Annotated in this window: 17 protein-coding genes; 10 read left to right on the top strand and 7 right to left on the bottom strand. The window is 62.3% G+C overall.

Translation table 11 applies throughout. The features are described from left to right. Positions 1 to 51 precede the first annotated feature (51 nt). Together dprA and L8I05_RS13420 are read left to right on the top strand one after the other, a co-directional pair. Positions 52 to 1146: a DNA-processing protein DprA gene (dprA, locus tag L8I05_RS13425; protein ID WP_242169489.1), complete on the top strand. Its 1095-nt coding sequence runs from the start codon at positions 52 to 54 to the stop codon at positions 1144 to 1146. A 54-nt stretch (positions 1147 to 1200) separates the two neighbouring features. Next, positions 1201 to 1758, top strand: coding sequence for a Sua5/YciO/YrdC/YwlC family protein (locus L8I05_RS13420; protein ID WP_242169487.1), 558 nt, complete (start codon positions 1201 to 1203; stop codon positions 1756 to 1758). A 114-nt stretch (positions 1759 to 1872) separates the two neighbouring features. Here the strand turns inward: L8I05_RS13420 and L8I05_RS13415 are convergent, their stop codons facing one another. Continuing rightward, positions 1873 to 2850 carry an NADPH:quinone reductase gene (locus L8I05_RS13415; protein ID WP_242169484.1) on the bottom strand — a complete coding sequence of 326 codons (978 nt, stop codon included), beginning with the start codon at positions 2848 to 2850 and terminating at the stop codon, positions 1873 to 1875. Positions 2851 to 3010: 160 nt separating this feature from the next. Here L8I05_RS13415 and hemF point away from each other — a divergent pair, with 160 nt between their 5' ends. Together hemF and aroE are read left to right on the top strand one after the other, a co-directional pair. Then, positions 3011 to 3943 (top strand): oxygen-dependent coproporphyrinogen oxidase, encoded by a 933-nt coding sequence (hemF, locus tag L8I05_RS13410; RefSeq protein WP_177016788.1) that lies wholly within the window; start codon positions 3011 to 3013, stop codon positions 3941 to 3943. After that, complete coding sequence (gene aroE / locus L8I05_RS13405; RefSeq protein ID WP_242169483.1) at positions 3943 to 4761, top strand: shikimate dehydrogenase; 819 nt, start codon at positions 3943 to 3945, stop codon at positions 4759 to 4761. Before hemF ends, aroE begins: the two co-directional genes overlap by 1 nt. 128 nt (positions 4762 to 4889) lie before the next feature. On the opposite strand, the gene L8I05_RS13400 is transcribed toward aroE, so the two are convergent. The 3 genes from L8I05_RS13400 to betC form a co-directional block, all read right to left on the bottom strand. After that, complete coding sequence (locus tag L8I05_RS13400) at positions 4890 to 6458, bottom strand: SulP family inorganic anion transporter (protein WP_242169481.1); 1569 nt, start codon at positions 6456 to 6458, stop codon at positions 4890 to 4892. 172 nt (positions 6459 to 6630) lie between these two features. Then, complete coding sequence (gene choX / locus L8I05_RS13395; protein ID WP_242169478.1) at positions 6631 to 7560, bottom strand: choline ABC transporter substrate-binding protein; 930 nt, start codon at positions 7558 to 7560, stop codon at positions 6631 to 6633. Positions 7561 to 7578: 18 nt separating this feature from the next. Then, complete coding sequence (gene betC, locus L8I05_RS13390; protein WP_242169477.1) at positions 7579 to 9093, bottom strand: choline-sulfatase; 1515 nt, start codon at positions 9091 to 9093, stop codon at positions 7579 to 7581. A 103-nt stretch (positions 9094 to 9196) separates the two neighbouring features. On the opposite strand from betC, the gene L8I05_RS13385 reads away from it, so the two are divergent. From L8I05_RS13385 to L8I05_RS13360, 6 genes are all read left to right on the top strand, one after another. Continuing rightward, the gene (locus L8I05_RS13385; protein ID WP_197626270.1) at positions 9197 to 10147 is read left to right on the top strand and encodes a LysR family transcriptional regulator; all 951 of its coding nucleotides are present in this window, start codon (positions 9197 to 9199) and stop codon (positions 10145 to 10147) included. Between the two features lie 30 nt (positions 10148 to 10177). Continuing rightward, complete coding sequence (locus L8I05_RS13380; protein WP_106575995.1) at positions 10178 to 10504, top strand: DOPA 4,5-dioxygenase family protein; 327 nt, start codon at positions 10178 to 10180, stop codon at positions 10502 to 10504. Positions 10505 to 10665: 161 nt separating this feature from the next. Then, positions 10666 to 11625 (top strand): 2-dehydro-3-deoxygalactonokinase, encoded by a 960-nt coding sequence (locus tag L8I05_RS13375; RefSeq protein ID WP_159953469.1) that lies wholly within the window; start codon positions 10666 to 10668, stop codon positions 11623 to 11625. Position 11626: 1 nt separating this feature from the next. Beyond that, positions 11627 to 12247 (top strand): 2-dehydro-3-deoxy-6-phosphogalactonate aldolase, encoded by a 621-nt coding sequence (locus L8I05_RS13370; protein ID WP_197626267.1) that lies wholly within the window; start codon positions 11627 to 11629, stop codon positions 12245 to 12247. A 61-nt stretch (positions 12248 to 12308) separates the two neighbouring features. Further along, entirely contained in the window at positions 12309 to 13457 is a 1149-nt protein-coding gene (dgoD, locus tag L8I05_RS13365; RefSeq protein WP_017137927.1) for a galactonate dehydratase, read from the top strand. 163 nt (positions 13458 to 13620) lie between these two features. After that, positions 13621 to 14931 carry an MFS transporter gene (locus L8I05_RS13360; RefSeq protein ID WP_242169475.1) on the top strand — a complete coding sequence of 437 codons (1311 nt, stop codon included), beginning with the start codon at positions 13621 to 13623 and terminating at the stop codon, positions 14929 to 14931. 255 nt (positions 14932 to 15186) lie between these two features. Here L8I05_RS13360 and L8I05_RS13355 read toward each other — a convergent pair whose 3' ends face one another. The 3 genes from L8I05_RS13355 to trpB form a co-directional block, all read right to left on the bottom strand. After that, the gene (locus tag L8I05_RS13355; protein WP_159953472.1) at positions 15187 to 15636 is read right to left on the bottom strand and encodes an anti-virulence regulator CigR family protein; all 450 of its coding nucleotides are present in this window, start codon (positions 15634 to 15636) and stop codon (positions 15187 to 15189) included. A gap of 139 nt (positions 15637 to 15775) precedes the next feature. Further along, positions 15776 to 16585 carry a tryptophan synthase subunit alpha gene (gene trpA / locus L8I05_RS13350; protein WP_242169473.1) on the bottom strand — a complete coding sequence of 270 codons (810 nt, stop codon included), beginning with the start codon at positions 16583 to 16585 and terminating at the stop codon, positions 15776 to 15778. Next, positions 16585 to 17811, bottom strand: a complete 1227-nt coding sequence (gene trpB, locus L8I05_RS13345) for a tryptophan synthase subunit beta (RefSeq protein WP_159953474.1) — start codon at positions 17809 to 17811, stop codon at positions 16585 to 16587. Before trpB ends, trpA begins: the two co-directional genes overlap by 1 nt. Between the last annotated feature and the right edge of the window lie 48 nt (positions 17812 to 17859).

The raw sequence follows: 17859 nt of genomic DNA, 5'->3' as shown, positions 1-17859 counted from the left end.
ATAAGTTACCAACAGAGTTATCCACAGCTTGTTCCGGTCAAGGATGATCAAATGTATCCGATAAACAGCAGTGAAATTTCCCCGTCAGAACTGGAAGCTCGGCTACGCTTGCACAGGCTGCCGGAACTGGGTCCCAAGCGTTTTCGTGTATTGATCGACGCGTTCGGCTCGGCCTCAAAGGCCATCAGCGCCCCCGCCAGCGCCTGGCGTTCCCTCGGGTTGCCGGCCATCAGCGCCGATGCCCGGCGCAGCCCCGAAATACGTGACGCTGCCGGTGAAACATTGGCGTGGTTGGAGCAGCCGGCCCAGCATTTGCTGATGTGGGACCAACCTGAGTACCCGGCACTGCTCGCCCAGATCGACGACGCACCACCGTTATTGTTCGTCGCTGGCGACCCGAAAATCCTGGAAAAACCGCAGTTGGCCATGGTCGGCAGCCGCCGTGCATCCCGCCCTGGCATGGACACCGCCGCGGCCTTTTCCCGCGCTTTGGCGAGTGCCGGTTTCGTCATCACCAGTGGCCTCGCGTTGGGTATCGATGGCGCGGCGCACCAGGCAGCGCTGGATGTTGGCGGCCAGACAATCGGCGTGCTCGGCACCGGGCTGGAAAACTTTTATCCACAGCGGCACCGACGGCTCGCAGCGGCGATGATTGCCCAGGGCAGCGCGGTGGTTTCCGAGTTTCCGCTGAACGCCGCACCCCAGGCGGCTAACTTCCCCCGGCGCAACCGAATCATCAGTGGCCTCTCACTGGGCGTGCTGGTGGTGGAAGCCAGCATGGCCAGCGGTTCGCTGATCACCGCGCGGCTGGCGGCCGAGCAAGGGCGCGAGGTGTATGCGATTCCGGGCTCCATTCATCACCCAGGCGCCAAGGGTTGCCATCAGTTGATCCGCGATGGCGCGACGCTGGTGGAATCCATCGAGCATATTCTGGAAGGCTTGCGCGGCTGGCAGGCCCTGTCCCGCCCGACGCCGATGCCAGTGACTCACCCACTGGTGGCGCTGCTGCACGCGGCGCCGCATACCAGCGAGGCCTTGGCGATTGCCAGCGGTCGGCCTTTGTCCCACGTGCTGGCTACACTGACCGAGCTTGAGCTGGAAGGCCAAGTGATCTGCGAAAGCGGGCGCTGGCTCGCGCGCTGCTAGGTTTTGTAAAGAAGATCGGTAAACTGCGCAGAGCTTTAGTCCGGAGAGTGAGCAATGGTCAACAGGTGGCGTGTGCTGGAAACCGCACGAGAAATTCGCGCAGGCGCGGTGATCGCCTATCCGACCGAGGCGGTCTGGGGCCTGGGCTGCGACCCGTGGAACGAAGAAGCGGTGGACCGGCTGCTGGCGATCAAGAATCGGTCAGTGGACAAGGGCCTGATCCTGGTGGCGGATAACATTCGCCAGTTCGATTTTCTCTTTGAAGACTTCCCGGACGCCTGGATCGAGCGCATGGCCAGTACCTGGCCTGGGCCGAACACCTGGCTGGTGCCGCATCAGGACTTGCTGCCTGCATGGGTCACAGGTGTGCATGACACGGTGGCGTTGCGGGTGAGCGACCATCCGCTGGTGCGGGATTTGTGTTCGTTGGTGGGGCCGCTGATTTCCACCTCGGCCAACCCGCAGGGCCGCCCGGCTGCGCGTACGCGGCTTCGCGTGGAGCAGTATTTCCGCGGCCAGGTGGATCGGGTGCTGGGTGGTGCCCTGGGTGGGCGCAAGAACCCAAGCCTGATTCGCGATTTGGCGACGGGTGAGGTGGTGCGGCCGTCCTGAGACCGAGGTGCGGCCATCGCGGGCAAGCCCGGCTCCCACAGGGAAATGCGATCAAAATGTGGGAGCCGGGCCTGCCCGCGATGAGGCCCTTACAACCTCAAGAGATCTACCGCCTTATGGCAACAAAATAGTCGACCCCGTCGTCCGCCGCCCCGACAACTCAGTCTGCGCCTTCGCCGCGTCCGCCAGCGAAAACCGCTGGTTGATATCAATGCGCACCTTGCCGCTCTTGATCATCGAGAACAGGTCATCCGCCATCGCCTGCAAGTTTTTCGGGTTGCTGGCATAGGTCGCCAAGGTCGGCCGCGTGACATACAGCGAGCCCTTCGCCGCCAGAATCCCCAGGTTTACGCCATCCACCGCGCCCGACGCATTCCCGAAACTCACCACCAGCCCACGCGGCGCAACGCTGTCCAGCGAAGTCAGCCAGGTGTCTTTGCCGACGCCGTCGTACACCACCGGCACCTTTTTACCGTCGGTCAGTTCCAGTACGCGTTGTGCGACGTTTTCCTTGCTGTAATCGATGGTTTCCCAGGCGCCGAGGGATTTGGCCAGTGCTGCCTTTTCCGGCGAACTCACGGTGCCGATCAACTTCACGCCCAAGGCCTTGGCCCATTGGCAGGCCAGCGAACCCACGCCACCGGCAGCAGCGTGGAACAGAATGGTTTCGCCGCCCTTCAATTCGTAGGTCTGGCGCAGCAGGTACTGCACGGTCAGGCCCTTGAGCATGGCGCCAGCGGCTTGTTCGAAGCTGATGTCGTCCGGCAGATGCACCAGGTTGGCGGCGGGCAATGTGTGCAACTCGCTGTAGGCACCCAGCGGGCCGCTGCCGTAGGCCACACGGTCGCCCACTTTGAATTGCGTGACTTCGCTGCCCACCGCGTCGACCACACCCGCGCCCTCTGCGCCCAGGCCCGAAGGCAGCGCTGGCGGTGCATACAGACCGCTGCGGAAATAGGTGTCGATGAAGTTCAGGCCAATGGCCTCGTTACGCACGCGAACCTGCTGCGGGCCAGGCTCTGCCGGCGTGTAGTCCACATACTCAAGCACTTCGGGGCCGCCATGGGCGCTGAACTGGATACGTTTGGCCATCTGCACTTCTCCTGAGGTCGAATTCGCGTAGCCCTCTATCCCACTCCTATGCTTGATCTTCGTCAACTGCGGCAGCATGGAGTGCGGTGGTATCCTGTGCGCCCATTTGCCGCCGACGCCCAATGGCCTCGCGTAGCTTTGCCCGATTCAAGGTGATGCCATGACTACTCGCACCGAGGCTGTTAAAGCCTACCTGCTCGACCTGCAAGACCGCATTTGCAGCGCCCTGGAAACCTTCGAGACGGACACTCGCTTTATCGAAGACGCCTGGACCCGGCCTGCCGGCGGTGGCGGTCGCACCCGTGTAATTGAAAACGGCACGGTGATCGAAAAAGGCGGCGTTAACTTTTCCCACGTGTTCGGCAGCGGCCTGCCACCGTCGGCCAGTGCGCATCGCCCTGAGCTGGCCGGTCGCGGCTTTGAGGCCTTGGGCGTATCGCTGGTGATCCACCCGCACAACCCGCATGTGCCGACGTCCCACGCCAACGTGCGCTTTTTCATCGCCGAAAAAGAAGGCGAAGAACCGGTGTGGTGGTTCGGCGGCGGCTTCGACCTCACGCCCTACTACGGCAACGAAGAAGACTGCATCCACTGGCACCGCGTGGCCGAGCAGGCCTGTGCGCCGTTCGGGCCGGACGTGTACGCGCGCTACAAGGCGTGGTGCGACACCTACTTCCATATCAAGCACCGTAACGAACCTCGCGGCATCGGCGGCCTGTTCTTCGATGACTTGAACGAGTGGGGCTTCGACACCTGCTTCGCCTTCATCCGCGCCATCGGCGACGCCTACATCGACGCCTACCTGCCAATCGTGCAGCGCCGCAAGGCCATGGCGTACACCGAGCAGCAGCGTCAATTCCAGGAGTTCCGCCGTGGGCGCTATGTCGAGTTCAACCTCGTCTATGACCGTGGCACCCTGTTTGGCCTGCAGTCGGGCGGGCGCACCGAGTCGATCCTGATGTCGCTGCCGCCGCAAGTGCGCTGGAGCTACGACTGGAAAGCCGAGGCCGGCAGCGAAGAAGCGCGCCTCACCGATTACTTCCTGCAAGACCGCGACTGGCTCGGCATTGCCGCGCCCAAGGCGGCGGTCTGATGGATCGTTATGTCGTGTTCGGCAACCCCATCGGCCACAGCAAGTCGCCGTTGATCCACCGTATGTTTGCCGAGCAGACCGGCGAGCAACTGGACTACAGCACCTTGCTGGCGCCGCTGGAGGATTTCACCGGCTGTGCCCGTGAGTTTTTTCAGCAAGGCCGTGGCGCCAATGTCACCGTACCGTTCAAGGAAGACGCCTACCGCCTGGCCAACAGCCTGACCGAACGTGCCCAGCGGGCCGGGGCGGTGAACACCCTGAGCAAGCTGGTCGACGGCACGTTGCTGGGCGATAACACCGACGGCGCCGGCCTGGTGCGTGACCTGACGGTGAATGCCGGGTTAAGCCTGCAAGGCAAACGCATCCTGCTGCTCGGTGCCGGTGGCGCGGTACGCGGGGCGTTGGAGCCCTTGCTGGCCGAGCAACCAGCGTCGCTGATCATCGCCAACCGCACCGTGGAAAAAGCCGAATTGCTCGCCGAGCTGTTCGACGACCTGGGCCCGGTGTCTGCCAGCGGTTTCGACTGGCTGCGTGAGCCGGTGGACGTGATCATCAATGCCACGTCCGCCAGCCTGTCAGGCGATGTACCGCCGATTGCCGGCAGCCTGATCGAACCGGGTAAGACGTTCTGCTACGACATGATGTACGCCAAAGAACCCACCGCGTTTTGCCGTTGGGCTTCAGAGCAGGGCGCAGCGGTGGCGATGGATGGTTTGGGCATGCTCGTGGAGCAGGCGGCGGAAGCGTTCTTCCTGTGGCGCGGTGTGCGCCCGGACTCGGCGCCGGTGTTGGCTGAGCTACGGCGGCAGTTGGCTTAATACAAAGCAAATGTGGGCACAGTCAGTGTGGGAGCTGGCTTGCCTGCGATAGCGGTGTGTCAGATACAAATTTGTTGGCTGACCCACCGCTATCGCAGGCAAGCCAGCTCCCACAGGTTTAACCGCATTCAGTCTTCAAAATGGATAGGGCATTTGTCGGCCCCTTCCAATTTCTTTAATTCTTCCACGACCTGCGGTCTGGCCCCGCGCAACGTCAGGCTACGCCCCAACCCCTTCAACCGCCGCGCCTCCTGATGCAGCATCTCCACCCCCGAATAGTCGATAAAGTTGATCTGCTGCGCCTCGATCACCACCCGCTCGCCCTGCAAGCTCTGCAGCCGCACCTGCAGGTAATGGCTGGCGCCAAAAAAGATCGAGCCGCCGACCCGCAACACATCTTCGTCACCATCGCGCCACTGCTGCACGCGCGGTTGCGAGGTGCGCTTGAGGTAGAAAAACAACGAGGCCAGCACCCCGGCATAGATTGCCGTTTGCAGCTCCAGCAGCAAGGTGGCGACGCACGTCAGGCTCATCACCACAAACTCGGCGCGGCTGACGCGGAACAGTGCGCGAATACCGCGGTAATCCACCAGGCCCCAGCAGATCAGCAGGATGCTCGCGGCCATGCTCGGGATCGGGATATGCGCGATCAACGCCGCACCAAACAGTGCGAATAAAGCCACCCACAGCGCAGAAAACACCCCGGCCAAGGGTGAGCAGGCGCCCGCCTCGTAGCTTAAGCCCGAGCGGGTAAAGGATCCGGCTGACAAGTAGCCGGAAAAAAATCCGCCAACGATATTGGATAAACCCTGCGCGCGGACTTCCTGGTTGGCATCCAGCAATTGCTGCGAGCGCGCCGACAGCGAGCGCGCAATCGACAGGCTGGTGACCAGCCCCAGCATACCCACCGCCACCGCACTCGGCAGCAAACGCAGCAGCGTATCCAGGTCCATCGGCAACGGGCTGAACGGCGGCAGCTTGCCCACAAACGAACTGACCTGCGCCACGTGCCCGAACATCGCCGGCCACAGCCAGGCCACCAGGCTGCCCAGGGCCAGGGCGATCAACAGCGTCGGCCAGCGTGGCACCCAGTATTTGAGCAACGCGCCCATCAATAAGGTGCCCAGCCCCAAAGCGAGAGAGGCGTGGTCCCACTCGCCACTGTGGTTGATCAGCGCCAGCAGGCTGTTGATCGCCGTGGCCTGGCTGGGCAGATCCAGCCCGAGCAAGTTGGGCAACTGCCCCAAGGCAATCACCACGGCAGCACCCAGGGTGAACCCGAGCACCACCGAGTGCGAGACGAAATTCACCAGCGCGCCGAAGCGCAGCATGCCCAACAGCCACTGGAAAACCCCGGCGAGAAATGTCAGCAGCAGGATCAGCGTGATGTAGTCCTGTGACCCCGGCACGGCCAAGGGGCTGACGCTGGCGTAGAGCACGATGGAAATCGCGGCTGTCGGGCCGCAGATCAGGTGCCAGGAGGAACCCCAAAGGCAGGCGATCAGCACCGGGATGATGGCAGCGTACAGGCCGTATTCCGGTGGGAGACCGGCGATCAGCGCGTAGGCAATCGACTGCGGCAGCGCGAGCACGGCGCCACTGAGGCCGACCATCGCATCCCGGCCGACGCTGGCGCGGGTTTGGCGCGGTAGCCAGGCGAGGAAAGGAAAGAGTGTGTGGCGGTTGGGCCGGGGCATCGCAAACTCGGTCGAAAAGGTTAGCTCAGGGTATCAGCACATACCGGTACCTGTGGGAGCTGGCTTGCCTGCGATAGCATCACCTAGGTCTGACTGACAGACCACGTTGTCTGCATCGCAGGCAAGCCAGCTCCCACAAAAGCCAGTTCCCAAAAAGGATCGATTTCGGGGGTTAGAGTTTGGCTTTGACAGCCGCCAACGCATCCTGGCCATCCACAGTTTTTACCCCGTCGAGCCACTTATCCAACACCGCCGGATTGGCCTTGATCCACGCCTTGGCCGCCTCGGCATTCCTGACCTTCTTATTCACCACCTCAGCCATGATGCTGTTCTCCATTTCCTGGGTGAAAGTCAGGTTGGTCAGCAGCTTCCCGACATTCGGGCAGGCCTGTGCATAACCCTTGCGGGTCAGGGTGAACACGCTGCCTTTGTCACCGAAGTACTTCTCGCCGCCCTTGAGGTAATGCATTTTCAACTGCACGTTCATCGGGTGCGGCGTCCAGCCGAGGAAGGTGACGAATTTCTGTTTCTTCACCGCCCGCGACACTTCGGCGAGCATCGCCTGTTCACTCGACTCGATCAGCTTCCACTGGCCCAGGTCGAAGTCGTTCTTCTTGATGATCTCCTGCAGCGAAATATTCGCCGGCGCGCCGGAGCCGATGCCGTAAATCTTTTTGTCGAACTTGTCGGCAAACTTGTTCAAGTCGGCAAAGTCATGCACCCCGGCGTCCCACACGTAATCCGGCACGGCCAGGGTGAACTCGGTGCCTTCGAGGTTTTTCGCCAGTTGCACCACGTCGCCATTGGCGACGAACTTGTCATAGAAGCCCTGCTGCGCCGGCATCCAGTTGCCCATGAACACATCGACCTGGCCATCCTTGAGCCCGCCAAATGTAATCGGCACCGCCAGGGTGTCGACCTTGGCCTTATAGCCAATGCCATTCAGCAAAAAACCGGTGATGGCATTGGTGGCGGCGATATCGCTCCAGCCTGGATCGGCCATCTTCACCGTGTCACAGCTGGAGTCCGCGTACACATGGGCGCTGGTCAGCGCCAACATACCCACTGCCCCTGAAATAAGCACCGCAGTCAACTTTCGCATGGCCTTCCCTCTGTCTATTTATTGGTTTTGGCAGGGTTGTGGATAACGTGCCTTGCGCTCCAGGTCGTCGAGGTCGATATGGTTGCGCATGTATTGCTGACTGGCGTCCACCAGTGGCTGGTGATCCCAGCTCTTCAGCTTGCCTTGGGTCAGCGCCTCAAACACCAGGCGGCGACGGCGTTGGCTGGCGAGCACCTGTTGGTGGATCGCCGGGATGTCCCATTTGGCCCGCGCCTCACTCAAAAACGCCTCGAACAGTGGCCGGTGTTCCGGTGACTGGCTGAGGTTTTCCCGCTCGTGCGGGTCGTTGTGCACATCGAACAGTAGACAAGGGTCGTCTTCGCTGTAGATGAATTTGTAGGCGCCCCGGCGAATCATCATCAATGGGCTGATGGTGCCTTCAGCCATGTACTCGCCAAACACTTCGTCATGCCCGCCCTGCCCTCGCAAATGCGCGAGCAGCGAGCGCCCGTCCAGCGGCAAGCGCGGGTCCAGCTCGCCGCCGGCCAGTTCCACCAGGGTTGGCAACAGGTCGGCGGTGGACACGGCTTTGCTCACGCGGCCCGCCGCAAACTGCCCCGGCGCACTGACCAGCAGCGGCACGCGGGCGGCCATTTCGAACCAGTGCATTTTGTACCAGAGGCCGCGCTCACCGAGCATGTCGCCGTGGTCGCCGGAGAAGATGATGATGGTGTCATCGGCCAGGCCGGTGTCTTCCAGGGTTTGCAGGAGTTTGCCGACGTTGCTGTCGATGTAGCTGCACGCGCCGAAATACGCACGCCGCGCGTCGCGAATCTTGTCCAACGGCAGCGGCTTGTCCCACAGGTCGTAGACCTTGAGCAGGCGCTGGGAATGCGGGTCGAGGTCGGCCTGGGCGGGCGTCGCAGGCAACGGGATGTCGCTGTCGTCGTACAGGTCCCAGAACGGCTTGGGAATCGTGTACGGGTCGTGTGGGTGAGTCATCGACACGGTCAGGCAGAACGGCTGCTCGCCGTCTTCGCGGATATGGTCGAACAGGTACTGCTGGGCCTTGAACACCACCTCTTCATCGAAATCCAGCTGGTTGGTGCGTACACACGGGCCGGCTTGCAGCACCGATGACATGTTGTGATACCAGGTGGGGCGCACGTCCGGCTCATCCCAGTTCACTGCCCAGCCATAGTCGGCGGGGTAGATGTCGCTGGTCAGGCGCTCTTCGTAACCGTGCAACTGGTCAGGCCCGCAGAAGTGCATCTTGCCCGATAGCGCGGTGCGGTAGCCGAGGCGGCGCAGGTAGTGGGCATAGGTCGGCACATCGGCGGGGAAATCTGCTGCGTTGTCGTAGGCGCCAATCTTGCTCGGCAACTGGCCGCTGACCAGGGTGAAGCGCGACGGCGCGCACAGCGGGCTGTTGCAGTAGGCGGCGTCGAACACCACGCCCTGTTCGGCGAGGCGGCTCAGGTTCGGCAGTTTGATCGGGGAAGGTCCGTAGAACGGAAGCAGCGGTGCGGCCATTTGATCGGCCATGATGAAAAGAATGTTCTTGCGCTTCATGAGTCTTCGGCATTCCATAGGCAGTGTTTATGCGAATGAGCATGCGGCCCATGGAAAATGGGGTAAAGCCCATGAAAAGCAATGTCTAGGATAAGCACAGCTTATGTATGAAGCCCTTGGCGATGTATCCCTCGACCTGCTGCGCGCGTTCGAGGCGGCGGCGCGCCACCGCAGCTTTACCGCTGCGGCCATGGAGCTGGGCACTACCCAGCCGGCCATCAGCCAGCAGATCAAGCGCCTCGAAGAACAGCTGGCGATTCGCCTGTTTGATCGCATTTACCGTGGCATTGAACTGACCGATGCCGGCGCCCTGTTGTTCGAGCATGTGCAAGGCGGTTTGCAGACCATCAATCAAGGCCTGAGCGCGATCACCCAGCAGGATCAGCACGAAGTGCTGCAAGTGGCCACCGACTTCGCCTTCGCCGCCTACTGGCTGATGCCGCGCCTGCACCGCTTTCACCAGGCTAACCCGCAGGTCGACGTCAGCCTGGTGACCAGCGAACGCAACCACGCCACCTTGCGCAGCGATATCGACGTGGCGGTGTTGTTCGGCGACGGCCGTTTCAAACAGGGCGACAGCCTGTGGCTGTTCAACGAGGAAGTATTCCCGGTGTGCAGCCCGCAATGGCTCAAGGACCAAGCCCAGCCGCTGACGGTGCAGACGTTGCAGGACTATCCCCTGCTGCACCTGCGCCAGGAAAACAACAGCCAGTGGTTCGACTGGAGCGGCGTGTTTCGCGAACTGGGCATTACCACCGCGCCCACGCCCGGCCAACTGCGCTTCGACAATTACACGTTGTTGATTCAGGCGGCGATTGCCGGCCAGGGCGTGGCCATCGGCTGGCGCCATTTGGTGGATAACCTGCTGGAACAGAACTGGCTGTGCCGGCCGATCAGCGACACAGTGATTTCACGCTTCGGCTATTACGTGGTGCAACCGCAGCGCAAACGCCGCGGGCAATTGGTCGAGCGCTTTGTCGACTGGCTGGTGGCCGAGCAAGCCAGCAGCGCGCAATCGCTGACCGGGCTGGCCCTGCCGTCGATTGCGGTCTAGGATCGGCGCATATTGGATCCGGATTTCGCCATGCAACGTATCAAGGGTTACCACGCCCATATCTACTTCGACGCCAGCACCATCGACCAGGCGCGGCAGCTTTGCGAGGACGCGGCCAAGCTGTTCCCGCTGCGCATGGGCCGTGTGCATGAACGCCCGGTGGGCCCGCATCCGGACTGGAGCTGCCAACTGGCATTCGAGCCGGAGTACATCGGCGTAGTACTGCCGTGGTTGGCGTTGCACCGTGAGGGGTTGGTGGTGTTCCTGCACCCTGATACCGGCGATGACCTGAAGGATCACACCGATTACGCGATCTGGATGGGCGCCATGCGTGAGCTGGACCTGTCTATTTTTTGACCAGCTCTGATCAAAATCCCGTCGCCGCGTAAAAGCCGACGGGATTTTTTATGGATTAACCCAATATATGGGACTGTTATTTATATATTGAGATATCGCCAGTCATAGGTTTATATTCGCCCATCTGCTTTTTTCAGCACCCACTCATTTCAGGTGAAGCGATGCAGGCGCAATTGATCGCGCTCGACTGGGGGACCAGCTCCCTTCGTGCTTATAAACTCGGCCCGGCCGGCAAGGTGCTTGAACAACGCACACTGGCGTTCGGGATCATGCACCTGCCCAGCGAACCTCGGGAGATTGCCGGCGTACGTTGCAGCGATGGCTTCGAGTTGGCGTTCGATGCGGCCTGCGGTGATTGGCTGGAGGCCGAACCGAGCCTGCCGGTGATCGCGTGCGGCATGGTCGGCAGCGCCCAGGGCTGGAGCGAAGCGGCCTATCGCAACACGCCGGTCGATGTCGCCAGCCTGGGCCAGGCGCTGCATTCCGTGCGCAGCCTGCGCGGCGTCGAGGTGCACATCGTGCCCGGCGTGATCGAACAAGTGGGCTTGCCGAATGTGATGCGCGGCGAAGAAACCCAAGTGCTGGGCGTGCTGCAAGGCCTCGGTGCGCAGGTGTTGATCGGCCTGCCCGGCAGCCATTCCAAATGGGTCGAGGTGGTGGATGGCTGCATCACCCACTTCGACACCTTCATGACCGGCGAGCTGTTTGCGGTGCTGAGCCAGCACAGCATCCTCGGCCGTACGCAAAAGGCTGCCGACCACTTCCAGGCCGAGGCGTTTGATCGCGGCGTGCATGTGGCGCTGTCTGAAGACGGCCAGCGCGGCGTGCTTTCTACACTGTTCAGTGCCCGCACCCTGGGCCTCACCGCCGAGCTGGCACCTGACCAGCAGCCGGATTACCTCTCCGGCCTGCTGATCGGCCATGAACTGGCCGGCCTGCCGGCGCACGCAAAACACCAGCCTATCGTGCTGGTCGGCACCGCACCGCTCTGCGCCCGTTACCAACGCGCCCTCGCCCTTTGCGGCTTCGCCCACGTCAGCCTGGCGCAAGCGGCCACCGAGCGCGGCCTGTGGCAATTGGCCGTGGCCGCTGGGCTCACTCAACCTGTCCTGGAGGCCTGACATGCTCAAGCAAGCACTCGCACACAACGGTTTGATCGCAATCCTGCGCGGCGTACGACCGGACGAGGCCGAGGCGATTGGCCAGGTGCTCTATCAGGCCGGCTTTCGGGTGATCGAAGTGCCGCTGAATTCGCCGGACCCTTACACCAGCATCCGCACCCTGCGCGACAGCCTGCCCGCCGATTGCCTGATCGGCGCGGGCACCGTGTTGACGCCGGAGCAGGTCGAGCAGGTCAAAGCCGCGGGTGGCCAAGTGATCGTCATGCCCCACAGCGATGCCAAGGTGTTGCGCGCGGCGAAAGCGGCGGGCTTGTACCTGTCGCCGGGTGTGGCCACGCCCACCGAAGCCTTCGCTGCACTGGCCGAAGGCGCCGACGTGTTGAAGCTGTTCCCGGCCGAGCAAATGGGCCCGGCGGTGATCAAGGCGTGGCTGGCGGTATTGCCGACGGGCACCTTGTTGCTGCCGGTGGGCGGCGTGACCCCGGACAACATGCAGGTGTATTTCGACGCGGGCGCCAAGGGCTTCGGCCTGGGTTCGGGGTTGTTCAAGCCGGGCATGTCCGTGGACCAAGTCGCGAGCAGCGCCCAGGCGTATGTCGCCGCGTGGAACGCGTTGAATTGATGCCCTGAAAAGAAAACACGTTTTGCGCCCTCGGCGCTGCATCGACAAGAGAGATAAGAAGATGAAAATCACCAAATTGACCACCTTCATCGTCCCGCCGCGCTGGTGCTTCCTCAAGGTCGAAACCGACCAGGGCGTGACCGGCTGGGGTGAGCCTGTGGTCGAAGGCCGCGCGCACACCGTGGCGGCCGCCGTCGAAGAACTGTCCGACTACCTGATCGGCAAAGACCCACGCAATATCGAAGACATCTGGACCGTGCTCTATCGCGGCGGTTTCTACCGGGGCGGCGCTGTGCACATGAGCGCCCTCGCCGGTATCGACCAGGCGCTGTGGGACATCAAGGGCAAGGCACTGGGTGTGTCGGTCAGTGACCTGCTCGGCGGCCAGGTGCGCGACAAGATCCGCGTGTATTCGTGGATCGGCGGCGACCGCCCGGCTGACACTGCGCGTGCGGCCAAAGAGGCCGTGGCCCGTGGTTTTACCGCAGTGAAAATGAACGGCACCGAAGAGCTGCAATTCGTCGACAGCTTTGAAAAAGTCGACCTGGCCCTGGCCAACGTCGCCGCCGTGCGCGATGCGGTGGGCCCGAACGTCGGCATCGGCGTCGACTTCCATGGCCGCGTGCACAAGCCGATGGCCAAGGTGCTGATGAAAGAACTCGACCCCTACAAACTGATGTTTATCGAAGAGCCGGTGCTCAGCGAAAATTACGAAGCACTCAAGGAGTTGGCGCCGCTGACCAGCACGCCGATTGCCCTGGGCGAGCGCCTGTTCTCGCGTTGGGACTTCAAGCGTGTACTCAGCGAAGGCTACGTCGACATCATCCAGCCGGACGCCTCTCACGCCGGGGGTATCACCGAAACCCGCAAGATCGCCAACATGGCCGAAGCCTACGACGTGGCCCTGGCCCTGCACTGCCCGCTGGGCCCGATTGCCTTGGCGGCCTGCCTGCAATTGGACGCGGTTTGCTACAACGCGTTTATCCAGGAGCAAAGCCTGGGCATTCACTACAACGAGAGCAACGACTTGCTCGACTACGTGCGCGACCCGGGCGTGTTCGACTATGACAAAGGCTTTGTGAAGATCCCCAACGGGCCGGGCCTGGGCATCGAGATCAACGAGGAATACGTGATCGAACGCGCGGCCATCGGCCACCGCTGGCGCAACCCGATCTGGCGGCATGCCGACGGCAGCTTTGCCGAGTGGTAATACCTCCACGCTGATCATTCCCACGCTCCGCGTGGGAATGCCTCCTGTGACGCTCTGCGTCACGCTTTTAAAAGCGGACGCGGAGCGTCCCGAGTTGCATTCCCACGCGGAGCGTGGGAACGATCAATACAGACCTCAATAAACATAACAAGAGGCAACCTCCATGCACCCTGAATCCTTCACCGGGCAGGCTTCTTTAGTCACGCCCAGCAGAAAGCGCTTCTTTATCATGGTGCTGCTGTTTATCACCGTGGTGATCAACTACCTCGACCGCAGCAACCTGTCGATTGCCGCCCCGGCGTTGACCAGCGAGCTGGGGATCGACCCGGTGCACGTCGGGCTGATCTTCTCCGCCTTCGGCTGGACCTACGCGGCCATGCAGATCCCCGGCGGCTGGCTGGTGGACCGCGTGCCGCCGCGTATTCTCTACACCGTGGCCCTGCTGCTGTGGTCGATTGCCACCGTGATGCTGGGCTTTGCCGCCAGCTTTATCGCGCTGTTTGTGCTGCGCATGGCGGTTGGCGCATTGGAAGCACCGGCCTACCCGATCAACAGCCGCGTAGTCACCACCTGGTTCCCCGAGCGCGAGCGCGCCACGGCGATTGGTGTGTATACGTCGGGGCAATTTGTCGGGCTGGCGTTTCTCACGCCGGTGCTGGCCTGGCTGCAGCATGCGTTTGGCTGGCACATGGTGTTTGTCGCCACCGGTGGCGTGGGCATTTTGTGGGCGCTGATCTGGTACGCGGTGTACCGCGAGCCGAAGGATTTCAAAGGCGCCAACGCCGCTGAAATCGAGCTGATCCGCGAAGGTGGCGGGCTGGTGGACATGCAGGCGAAAGCGGTCAAGGCGCCCTTCAGTTGGGTCGACCTGGGCATCGTGCTGAGCAAGCGCAAGCTGTGGGGCATCTACCTGGGGCAGTTCTGCCTGAACTCCACGCTGCGGTTTTTCCTGACGTGGTTTCCGACCTACCTGGTGAAATATCGCGGCATGGACTTCATCAAGTCCGGCTTGCTGGCGTCGCTGCCGTTTCTGGCCGCGTTTATCGGCGTGCTGTGTTCGGGGATTTTTTCTGACTGGCTGATTCGCCGGGGCACGTCGGTGGGCTTTGCGCGCAAGTTGCCGATTATCGGCGGGCTGCTGATTTCCACGGCGATCATTGGCGCTAACTATGTGGACTCGACCGCATGGGTGATTGCGTTTCTGGCCGTGGCGTTCTTTGGCAATGGCCTGGCGTCGATCACCTGGTCATTGGTATCGACCTTGGCGCCGGCGCGGTTGCTGGGGCTGACGGGTGGGGTGTTTAACTTCATCGGTAACTTGTCGGCGATTACCACGCCGATTGTGATTGGCTTTCTGGCCAGCGGCGACTCGTTTGCGCCGGCGATTACCTACATTGCGGTGCTGGCGTTGCTGGGGGCGCTGTCTTACGTGTTGCTGGTAGGCAAGGTCGAACGTATTGAGCTGAATGAATAACCTGTGGCGATTGGGCTCCTGTGGTGAGCGGGCTTCCAGTGGCGAGCGGGCTTGTTGTGGCGAGCGGGCTTGCCCCGCGTTGGGGTGCGTAGCGCCCCCAAAACCGGACGACGCGGTTTCCCTGAAAAAACGCGGTGGCCTTGGTGGGGCTGCTTCGCACCCCAACGCGGGGCAAGCCCGCTCGCCACAACAAGCCCGCTCGCCACAACAGCCCCGCTCGCACAACAAGCCTGCCTCACCACAAGCGCATCGGCGTTAGTTGAGCACGCCGTCCAGAATCTCGTAGACGATGCCCGTGCCCACTGCAATCAACACCACATCTGGCCCGGACCGGCGCCATTCATAGCCTTGGTAAACCGGCAAGCGCGACAGGGCGCGGTTATCCAGGCGTTCGCCATAGTAGCCACGTGGCAATGGCTGGCCGCGTACCAGGCGTACATTCGGCGGTGGCGGTGCGCCGCGTGAGAACTGGCCGTGGTTGTCGTGGATGATCTGCCGCACCGGGCCGAAGTCCTGAGGCGGGCCGCGGCGGTTGTCCTGCGGGCCGCGATGGTCGTCGCCACGTTGCTCGTGCTGGCCTTGCGGGCCGCCACGGCCAGGGCCATCGCCATCACCGCGTTGGTCAGGCGGCGCGGCCTGCACCAAGGCACTCGCGCCGAGCATCAGCACGCCGAGACCAGCGATCAAGCGTTTAGGCATTTTCATGGGGGTGATTCCTCAGTACTGCACGAACAAAAAAGGGATTTCGAACCGGGTTCGAAATCCCTTGGTCTTGTCAGTTTAGGTACTGATTCGACAGTTTGATTCCTCTGTATCAGGAACTTTACCTACTGCTACACGGCGTTTACTTACGGGCGTTACGGACACCTTCCGACAGCGCCGCGCAAAGGCCCAAAACACCCTCAATGGCTTGCTGATCATTTTTGGCACTGGCGATGTGGTCGATCAGTGCCGAACCCACCACCACACCGTCTGCCAGGCGCGCGATGGCGGCGGCCTGTTCCGGCGTGCGAATACCAAAACCGATGCTGATCGGCAGGTCGGTGTGGCGACGCAGGCGGGTCACGGCTTCTTCGACGTGCTCCAGGGTGGCGGCACCGGCACCGGTCACACCGGCCACCGAAACGTAGTACACGAAGCCGGAGCTGCCGTTCAGCACGGTCGGCAGGCGCACGTCATCGGTGGTTGGCGTGGTCAGGCGGATAAAGTCGATGCCTGCGGCCTGGGCCGGGTCGCACAGTTCGCCGTTATGCTCGGGCGGCATGTCGACCACGATCAGGCCGTCAACGCCGGCTTCTTTCGCGTCAGCAATGAACTGCGGCACGCCGTATTTGTGGATCGGGTTGAAGTAGCCCATCAACACCAGCGGCGTATCGTGGTTGTCTTTGCGGAACTCGCGGACCATCTGCAGGGTTTTCGCCAGGTTCTGCTTGGCTTCCAGCGCACGGATGTTGGCCAGTTGAATCGCCGGGCCGTCGGCCATCGGGTCGGTGAAGGGCATGCCCAGCTCGATCACGTCGGCTCCCGCGGCAGGCAAGCCCTTGAGGATCGCCAGCGAAGTGTCATAACCCGGGTCGCCAGCGGTGACGAAGGTCACCAGGGCGGCGCGGTTTTGTTCTTTCAGCTGCGCAAAGCGGGTTTGCAGGCGGCTCATCAGTGTTTCTCCTGCTTCGACTGTTCCATATGGTGCATCACGGTCTGCATGTCTTTGTCGCCACGGCCGGAGAGGTTGACCACCATCAGGTGATCCTTCGGCAGATTCGGTGCGCGTTTGAACACTTCGGCCAAGGCGTGGGCGGTTTCCAGTGCCGGAATAATCCCTTCCAGACGGCAGCATTTGTGGAATGCGATCAGCGCCTCGTCGTCAGTCACCGAGGTGTATTGAGCACGGCCGATATCATGCAACCACGCGTGTTCAGGGCCGATGCCGGGGTAGTCGAGGCCGGCGGAAATCGAGTGGGCGTCGATGATCTGGCCGTCGTCGTCCTGCAGCAGGAAGGTGCGGTTGCCGTGCAGCACGCCCGGTACGCCGCCGTTGAGGCTGGCGGCATGCTTGCCGGTTTCGATGCCGTAGCCGGCCGCTTCAACGCCGATAATCTCGACGCTGGCGTCATCCAGGAACGGGTGGAACAGGCCCATGGCGTTGGAGCCACCGCCGATGCAGGCCACCAGGCTGTCCGGCAAGCGGCCTTCCTGGGCTTGCATCTGGTCGCGGGTTTCCTTGCCGATCACGGCCTGGAAGTCGCGCACCATCGCCGGGTACGGGTGTGGGCCGGCCACGGTGCCGATCAGGTAGAAGGTGCTGTCGACGTTGGTCACCCAGTCACGCAGGGCTTCGTTCATCGCGTCCTTGAGGGTGCCGGTGCCGGCGACTACCGGGATCACTTCGGCGCCGAGCAGCTTCATGCGGAACACGTTGGCTTGCTGGCGCTCGATGTCGGTGGTGCCCATGTAGATCACGCAATCGAGGCCAAAGCGCGCGGCCACGGTGGCGGTTGCCACGCCGTGCATGCCGGCGCCGGTCTCGGCGATGATGCGTTTTTTGCCCATGCGCCGCGCCAGCAGGATCTGGCCGATGCAGTTGTTGATCTTGTGTGCGCCGGTGTGGTTCAGCTCTTCGCGCTTGAGGTAGATCTTGGCACCGCCGCAGAACTCGGTCAGGCGCTCAGCGAAATACAGCGGGCTTGGGCGTCCGACGTAGTCGCGCTGGAAGTAGGCCAGTTCCTCGTTGAACGCCGGATCGATCTTGGCCGCTTCGTATTCGCGGGCCAGGTCGAGGATCAACGGCATCAGGGTTTCGGCGACGTAACGGCCGCCGAACGCGCCAAACAGGCCGTTGGCGTCAGGGCCGTTGCGAAGATCGGTCTGGGACTGAGTCATGGAGCGCTCCGTTAAAAAGGTGAGGAGAGGCAATGACGGCCACTCTAC

This window comes from Pseudomonas sp. MONT-RG-20F-20-E-7-02 (assembly GCF_022662395.1).
Lineage (GTDB): Bacteria > Pseudomonadota > Gammaproteobacteria > Pseudomonadales > Pseudomonadaceae > Aquipseudomonas.
The sequence above is the reverse complement of the archived record's forward strand: the minus strand, read 5'-3'. Positions and strand labels throughout refer to the sequence as shown.